The organism is Brevundimonas sp. UBA5936 (genome assembly GCA_002430835.1).
In the GTDB taxonomy this organism is placed as follows: domain Bacteria; phylum Pseudomonadota; class Alphaproteobacteria; order Caulobacterales; family Caulobacteraceae; genus Brevundimonas.
The window spans coordinates 1-6,669 of record DJDA01000050.1 but is presented as its reverse complement, the minus strand read 5'-3'; the positions used below and the strand labels follow the sequence as shown (position 1 = coordinate 6,669).

At 69.7% G+C, this 6,669-nt stretch carries 9 protein-coding genes; 3 read left to right on the top strand and 6 right to left on the bottom strand.

Annotated elements, in window-relative coordinates:
* The 3 genes from tsaD to B2Y21_RS05470 form a co-directional block, all read left to right on the top strand.
* A partial coding sequence (tsaD, locus tag B2Y21_RS05480; protein WP_292057747.1) for a tRNA (adenosine(37)-N6)-threonylcarbamoyltransferase complex transferase subunit TsaD occupies window positions 1–951 on the top strand: 951 nt, incomplete at its 5' end.
* A 42-nt stretch (window positions 952–993) separates the two neighbouring features.
* The gene (locus tag B2Y21_RS05475) at window positions 994–1,992 is read left to right on the top strand and encodes an NAD(P)H-dependent glycerol-3-phosphate dehydrogenase (RefSeq protein WP_292057746.1); all 999 of its coding nucleotides are present in this window, start codon (window positions 994–996) and stop codon (window positions 1,990–1,992) included.
* On the top strand, window positions 1,992–2,381 hold the full coding sequence (locus B2Y21_RS05470; protein WP_292057744.1) for a Rieske (2Fe-2S) protein: 390 nt from the start codon (window positions 1,992–1,994) through the stop codon (window positions 2,379–2,381). Before B2Y21_RS05475 ends, B2Y21_RS05470 begins: the two co-directional genes overlap by 1 nt.
* Before the next feature lie 21 nt (window positions 2,382–2,402).
* Here B2Y21_RS05470 and B2Y21_RS05465 read toward each other — a convergent pair whose 3' ends face one another.
* The 6 genes from B2Y21_RS05465 to B2Y21_RS05440 form a co-directional block, all read right to left on the bottom strand.
* Complete coding sequence (locus B2Y21_RS05465; protein WP_200168678.1) at window positions 2,403–2,561, bottom strand: hypothetical protein; 159 nt, start codon at window positions 2,559–2,561, stop codon at window positions 2,403–2,405.
* A 72-nt stretch (window positions 2,562–2,633) separates the two neighbouring features.
* Window positions 2,634–3,107 carry a phasin family protein gene (locus tag B2Y21_RS05460; RefSeq protein ID WP_252970223.1) on the bottom strand — a complete coding sequence of 158 codons (474 nt, stop codon included), beginning with the start codon at window positions 3,105–3,107 and terminating at the stop codon, window positions 2,634–2,636.
* A 20-nt stretch (window positions 3,108–3,127) separates the two neighbouring features.
* Entirely contained in the window at window positions 3,128–3,907 is a 780-nt protein-coding gene (locus B2Y21_RS05455) for a creatininase family protein (protein WP_292057738.1), read from the bottom strand.
* Window positions 3,908–3,993: 86 nt separating this feature from the next.
* Window positions 3,994–4,593, bottom strand: a complete 600-nt coding sequence (locus B2Y21_RS05450) for a TetR/AcrR family transcriptional regulator (protein ID WP_292057736.1) — start codon at window positions 4,591–4,593, stop codon at window positions 3,994–3,996.
* Window positions 4,593–6,182: a DHA2 family efflux MFS transporter permease subunit gene (locus B2Y21_RS05445; protein ID WP_292057734.1), complete on the bottom strand. Its 1,590-nt coding sequence runs from the start codon at window positions 6,180–6,182 to the stop codon at window positions 4,593–4,595. Before B2Y21_RS05445 ends, B2Y21_RS05450 begins: the two co-directional genes overlap by 1 nt.
* The coding region (locus B2Y21_RS05440; RefSeq protein ID WP_292057732.1) for an HlyD family secretion protein at window positions 6,179–6,669 on the bottom strand (491 nt) is incomplete at its 5' end. The genes B2Y21_RS05440 and B2Y21_RS05445, both read right to left, overlap by 4 nt.

The following is a 6,669-nucleotide window of genomic DNA, read 5'->3' as shown; positions in this document are numbered from 1 at the left end:
TATGGCGGGGTGGTGCCGGAAATCGCCGCGCGCAGCCATGTGGAGATGATCGACGGCGTGACGCGCCGGGCCATGGCCGAGGCCGGGCTGGACTGGAGCGCGCTGGACGGCGTGGCGGCGACGGCGGGGCCGGGACTGGTGGGCGGGGTCATGGTCGGCCTGTCCTACGGCAAGGCGGCGGCGCTGGCGCGGGGCTTGCCGCTGATCGCGGTCAACCATCTGGAAGGCCATGCGGTGTCGGCGCGGCTGGGGGCGGAGACGACCTATCCCTTCCTGCTGCTGCTGGTCTCGGGCGGGCATTGCCAGCTCTTGGAAGTGCGCGGCATCGGCGACATGAGCCGTCTAGGCACGACCATCGACGACGCGGCGGGCGAGGCCTTCGACAAGATCGCCAAGGCCATGGGGCTGGGCTATCCGGGCGGACCGGCGCTGGAGAGGCTGGCGGAGTCCGGCGACGGGTCTCGGTTCGAGCTGCCGCGGGCGCTGCTGGGGCGCAAGGACTGCGACTTCTCCTTCTCAGGGCTGAAGACGGCGGCGTCGCGGCTGGCCCAGACCTGCGAGACGGAGCAGGACCGGGCGGATCTGGCCGATGCGGTGCAGAAGGCGATCGCGCGTCAGCTGGCCGAACGCTCCGAACGGGCGATGAAGGATTACGCCGAGGCTCATGAGCATCGCCTGTTTGTGGTGGCGGGCGGCGTGGCGGCGAACAAGACGATCCGGCGGACGCTGGAGGATCTGGCGACCAAGCACGGCTTCGCCTTCCTTGCGCCGCCGATGGCCTATTGCACCGATAATGCGGCGATGATCGCCCTGGCGGGGGCGGAGCGGCTGGAAAAAGGGCTGACCTCCGACATCGATGTCGCCGCCCGGCCGCGATGGCCTCTGGACGAGACGCGCGCGAGCGTTGATCCTGTGCACAAGAAAACGGGCCGCAAGGGCGCCAAGGCTTAAAGCGGCTTGGCTCTCGGCGGGGGTCGGGGGACCGGAGAAGACATGGAATTCCATACGGCAGGCGTAATTGGCGGCGGCGCCTGGGGCACGGCCCTAGCGCAGAGCGCGGCGGCGGCGGGTCTGGCCGTCGTCCTGCAGGCGCGCGAGCCCGAGGTGATTGAGAGCATCCGCGCGCGCCGGATGAACGACGCTTTCCTGCCGGGGGTCGAGCTGGATTCGGCCATCAACGTCACCTCGGACCTGGCCGACCTGGCCGACTGCGACCTGATCCTGGCGGTGCCGCCGGCCCAGCATATGCGCGCGACGTTGCAGGCCTTTGCGCCCTACGCCCGGCCGGGCTTGCCCATCATCCTGTGCTCCAAGGGCATTGAGCGCGGCTCGCTGAAGCTGATGACTGATGTGCTGGCCGAGACGATTCCCTCGGCCACGGCCGCCGTGCTGTCGGGGCCGAGCTTCGCCGCCGAGGTGGCGCGGGGTCTGCCCAGCGCCGTGACGCTGGCCTGCGCCGATGCGGCGATGGCCGAGGCGCTGGCGGGCGCTCTGTCGGGGCCGGTCTTCCGCCCCTATTACGCCGATGACCTGATCGGAGCCGAGACGGGCGGGGCGCTGAAGAATGTGCTGGCCATCGCCTGCGGCATCGTCGAGGGCCGCGAACTGGGCCGCAGCGCCCATGCGGCCGTCATCACCCGGGGCTATGCCGAGATCGTCCGCGTCGCCACGGCTCTGGGCGGCAAGGCCGAGACGGTGGCGGGGCTGTGCGGGGTGGGCGATCTGGTGCTGACCTGCTCCAGCCCGCAGTCGCGCAACATGAGTCTGGGTCTGGCCTTGGGGCAGGGCCTTAGCGTCGAACAGGCGCTGGAAGGCAAGCGGTCGGTGGCCGAGGGCTATGAGAGCGCGCCGGCCGTGCGCGAGCTGACGCGCAAGCTGGGCGTCGACACGCCGATTTGCGAGGCGACGGCGGCGGTGCTGGCGGGCGAACTGACGGTGGATCAGGCGATCGAGAGCCTGATGAGCCGCCCGCTGAAGCCCGAGCGCGAATAGTGACGCAAGAGGATCCGGCGGCCGAGACGCAGGAGCGCAAGCGGGTCTGGAAGACGCCGCCGAACGTGGCCCTGTGTCTGGAGGCGGACATCAATGATCCCGGCTCGCGCGGCTTCGTGCTGCAGATCGGCGAGGCCTTCTTCCACGGCTTCGTGGTGAAGAAGGACGGTCAGGTCGCGGGCTGGGTGGATCGCTGCCCGCACGCGGGCTTTCCCATCGCGATGGAGGTGGACCGCTATCTGACGCCGGACGGGTCACTGATCCTGTGCGGTTGGCACGGGGCGGCGTTCGAGCCGCTGTCGGGCGCCTGCGTCGCGGGGCCCTGCGCGGGCGGCAAGCTGACGCCCTGGCCAGTCGAGGCCAAGGGCGGGGTCATAAGGACGGCGTGAGGGCGGAAGGGGCGCTAAGCCCTATTCCTTCGGCACCAGCTTGGGATCCTTGGTGAAGGCTTCGTCGACCTCTTCCTCGGTGATCCGCTTGGAGGGGTCGCCGGGCTGGTTGAGGTTCTGCTCCTCGGTGCCGTCGCCCATCATGCCGGGATAAGGGGTTTTGGGGTCTTTCTCGGCCATCGCCGTCTCCTTCACATGGATGCAAAGGCAATCCGGAGCGGGCGCGAGGCGTTCCATCACGCCCGCGCGAGGTCAGCGCTTCAGGCGTCGCGCATTGGCCGTGGCCTTGGCGTGGACGGGGGCCATGGTCTTCGCCTGCGCCTTCAGCGCCGCGCCGTAGAAGGACCAGCCGTCGTTCAGCGCCCGGCTCCAGGCGCCCAGGGCCCAGTCGGTTTGGGCGGCGGCGAAGGCGAAGGGTGTGTCGGCGCGGGCCAGTTTGGCCAGGCAGTCAGCGGCCTCGGCCCCCTCGCGCGCGGCCAGACGCCCGGCCCGCTCGGCCAGGTCCAGCGCGCCGGTATAGGCGGCCCCGGCCGAGGCCGTCATGGCCTCGACCTTCTCCACGCCCATGCGGCTGAGTTCGGCGTGGTCGGCGCGCAGGGGGTCGGCCAGAGCCTCGCCCATGATCTCGAACCGCCGCGTGATGACGGCGGCCGAGGCCTGGGCCAGTTCCTGACCAGCCTGGGCGTTGCGCAGGGCGTTGCGGGCCGTCTTCTGCATGGGGCTCATGCAACGACCCTGGGCTGGTTTCAGGCGACCGGCAAGACTTCTTGCGCGAAGTCGGTCAGGTCGCGGATCAGGGCCGGGACGGCGGCGTCGATGATGCGCTGGCCCTTTTCCGGGGTCGCCTGGGCCGGGTCCGAGCCGATGCGGCCGTCGGGGAAGCGGGCGCGATAGTCGTTGGCGTCGCGGATCGGGCCGAAGGGGGCGATCTTCGGCTCATAGTCGGCGGTCTTGATCCGGTCGGGATAGCCGGCCTGGGTCACGGCGATCTCGGACGGGGTGGCGTGGCTGCCGTGGCCGGTCGGGAAGATGTCCTCGCACAGCTTCTGCACGCCCGGCAGATCCCACCAGTTGCGCAGCTTCAGCACGAAGGGCGGACGCTCGGCCCAGGGCTCGGGCGTGAAGGACCAGTCGGCGTAGATCTCGGCGAAGGCGGCCTCGATGGTGGCGACGTTGCCGCCGTGGCCGTTCAGGAAATAGATGCGCTCGAAGCCGTGACGCGTCAGCGACGATACCCAGTCGGCGATCGCCGCCATGAAGGTCGACGGGCGCAGGGTGATGGTGCCGGGGAAGGCCAGGTGGTGCTGGGCCATGCCGATGTTGAAGGTCGGCGTGATCACCAGGCTGTCGTCGCCCTTTTCGGCGGCGTGGGCGATGATCTCGGGGCACAGCCAGTCGGTGCCCAAAAGGCCCGTCGGCCCGTGCTGTTCGTTCGAGCCGATCGGCACGATCACCGTCTTGGACAGAGGGGCGCCGGACTTCAGGCGCTCGTCGATCTCGGGCCAGGACGACAGGTGGATCAGCATGGGAAGGACTCCGACGGGCGGGAGGTGAGGGGACTGAGGGCGGCTTTACGCTGATCCGCCTTCAGGGCCAACTTGGGCGCGAACGCCTATTGCGGCGCGAAGGCGCGCACGAAGCGACGGGCGGCTTCGCGGGCGCGGGCGGGAATGTCGTCGATCTCGGGGTGGGGCAGGCCCAGCACCGAGCGCAGGTGGCCGTGGCCCAGCACCATGCCGGTGAACATCTCGGCGGCGGCGACGGGATCAGGCGCGGACAGGCGGCCCAGGCGGTCCTGCTCCTCCAGCCAGACGGCCAGACGGCGCAGGTTCTGGCCGGGGCCGGCGTCATAGACGACGCGCGCCAGCTCGGGCGCCTCGGGCGAGGCCAGGGCCATGCCGCGCAGGGCGACGCCGCGCCCCTCGATGCAGACGCGCCGGATCAGGGTCTCGGCCAGGGCCGCCAGGGCGGTCTCGACGTCCATGTCCGAGGCGAGGGGGGCCAGGGTCTCTTCCGAGCGTTGGGCCGCCAGGTCGCGGGCGATGTCGGTCTTGGTCGGATAGCGGTTGTAGAGGGTCTGTTTGGACACGCCCGCGCGCCGGGCGACCTCGGCCATGGAGGCCTTGGCGCCCTTTTCCATGAACAGTTCGGCGGCGGCGCGCAGGATGGCGCGGCTCTTGTGTTCGTCGATCTGGCCGAGGGCGCGAGGCATCAGTGGGCGTCCGAAGGAGCGGCGGAGGGATTGGGCTTGGCCGGCTTCGACAACAGGGTCAGGAAACCGGCGCAGGCGCAGCCGATGGCTAATAGGGCGAAGGCGTCGCCGAAAGCCAGGGTCGTCGCCTGTTTCTGCAACAGGCCGTAGACGGCCTTCATCGCCGAGGCCTGGGGGTCGATGGAGCCGGCGAAGCGCACGGCCATGCCCGCCATCATGTCGCGCACCCCCTGATGGGTCTGGTCGATGGCGCTGGTCAGCTCGGCCATGTGCAGGGCGGTGTTCTGGGTCAGGGAGGTGTTGAGGATGGCCAGGCCGAAGGCGCCGCCGACGTTGCGGCTGAGGTTCACCAGCCCCGAGGCGTTCTTGACCATGTGCGGCGGCAGGGTGGCCATCGTCACCTGCTGCGAGGCGATCATGGCGATCATGACCCCGGCGCCGCGCATGGCCTGGACCCCGGCGAACTCCCAGAAGCCCCACTGATCCGTGACGATGCGGGCGTCCCACATGCCCCAGGCGGCCATCATGAAGCCGAGGAACATCAGGATGCGGGCGTCGACCTTGCGCACCAGCCGTCCGGCGATGGGGCCGGTGGCGAACATGGCCAGGCCTGAGACGATCATGGTCGTGCCGACCTCGGCCGCCGAATAGTCGCGCACCCGCCCGAGGAACAGCGGCAGCAGGAAGGTGCCGCCGAACAGGGCCGCGCCGACGATGAAGGTCATCAGCACCCCGACCACGAAGTTGCGGTTGCCGAAGGCGCGCAGCTCGACGATCGGATTGCGGTAGCTGAGCGAGCGCCAGACGAAGGCCGGACCGCAGACGGCGGCGACGACGCTGAGCAGCAGGATCATGTCGTCGGCGAACCAATCCTCCTTGGCCCCTTCCTCCAGCACGAATTGCAGGCTCATCAGGAAGGCGGCCATCAGCATCAGGCCCAGCCAGTCGAAGCCCTTGGACAGGCTGGGGTCGCCCTTGTCGAAATGGGCGTAGCGCCCGACCAGGAACAGGACGATCGCGCCGGGAAAGACGTTGATGAAGAACAGCCAGCGCCAGCTGAGCCATTCCGTCAGATGCCCGCCCAGGGTCGGGCCGACGGTGGGGGCCAGGGTCACGATCAGGCCCATGATGACGCTGGCCGTCACCCGTTTCTCGGGCGGGAAGGCGGTGAAGGCCACGGCGAAGACGGTCGGGATCATGGCCCCGCCGACGAAGCCCTGAAGCGCGCGAAAGACGATCATCATCTCGATCGACGACGACAGGCCCACGGCCACGCTCATCACCAGGAAGCCGAGACAGGAGGCCAGAAACACCTTCTGCGTGCCCCACAGCCGCGACAGGTATCCCGACAGGGGGATCATCACGACCTCGGGGATCAGATAGGCGGTCTGGATCCAGCTGATCTCATCGGCGGAGGCGCCGACCCCGGCCTGGATCTGCGGCAGGGAGGCGGCGACGATCTGGATGTCCAGAATGGCCATGAACTGGCCGATGACCATGCCGGCGAAGCCGAGCAGCAGGACGGTCCAGTTGATCTCGGGCTGATCGGCGGAGGCCGCCGGAGCCGAAGACGCGGCGGCGTCCGTCACCGGGCGGAGCTCGGGTCGGCGGCCTGGGCCAGCGCCGTCTCGCCCATGTGGGCTTCGGCGAAGGCAGGCCCGCCCTGGCTCTTCAGGTCGACCTTGACCTCGACCGACAGGCCGGGCCGCAGGACGATCGGCTGGCCCGAGGCGTCGCGCTGGACGACGATGCGGACGGGCACGCGCTGGGTGATCTTGGTGAAGTTGCCGGTGGCGTTCTCGACCGGGATCAGGGCGAACTCGGACCCGGTGGCCGGGGCGAAGCTGTCGATACGGCCCTGCAGCGATCGGCCGGGGAAGGCGTCGGCCTTGATCTCGACCTCTTGGCCCAGACGCATCCGCCCGACCTGGGTCTCCTTGAAGTTGGCGACGACATAGGTGTCCTGCAGCGGCACCACGGACATCAGCTGGCCGCCCGCCTGCACCACCTGGCCGAGGCGCACGCCGCGCGCGCCGCCGACGCCCGCGACCGGGGCGCGGATCACGGTGCGGTCCA